This is a genomic window from Priestia sp. SIMBA_032 (genome assembly GCF_046535215.1).
Lineage (GTDB): Bacteria > Bacillota > Bacilli > Bacillales > Bacillaceae_H > Priestia > Priestia aryabhattai.
Genome location: NZ_JAWRXD010000323.1, coordinates 1 through 325 on the forward strand (window position 1 = coordinate 1; position 325 = coordinate 325).

Here is a 325-nt window from a genome sequence, read left to right on the forward strand (position 1 = left end):
GTCATGGTTATGGCATTAATTACAAAGAATGGTCAATGGATGAAGTGGGCAACCGGAAGTATGATTTTCTCATTTATCAGCATGATGTCGATGAGACTAAGTGTATACTTCTTGTTTAGTTCCGATGTATTTTCATTTATGAACATCTTTACGGATTTTTTAGACCTGTTTAAAGCAACAGCACTTATTTTCACACCCTTTATGTTAATCGCAGGTATTCGTTTAAGAAGAATTCATGAGAGTACGAAACAGCCTGAGTATTACCGTTGGGCCAACCGTGTCATAACAGGATCTTGTTTGCTGTGTATGTTAGCCGTACTCGCTC

General features: G+C 38.2%; 1 pseudogene. It reads left to right on the forward strand.

Annotated features, from left to right (window positions below):
- Positions 1 to 325, forward strand: a pseudogene (locus tag SB717_RS34590) (hypothetical protein); the annotation flags it as partial.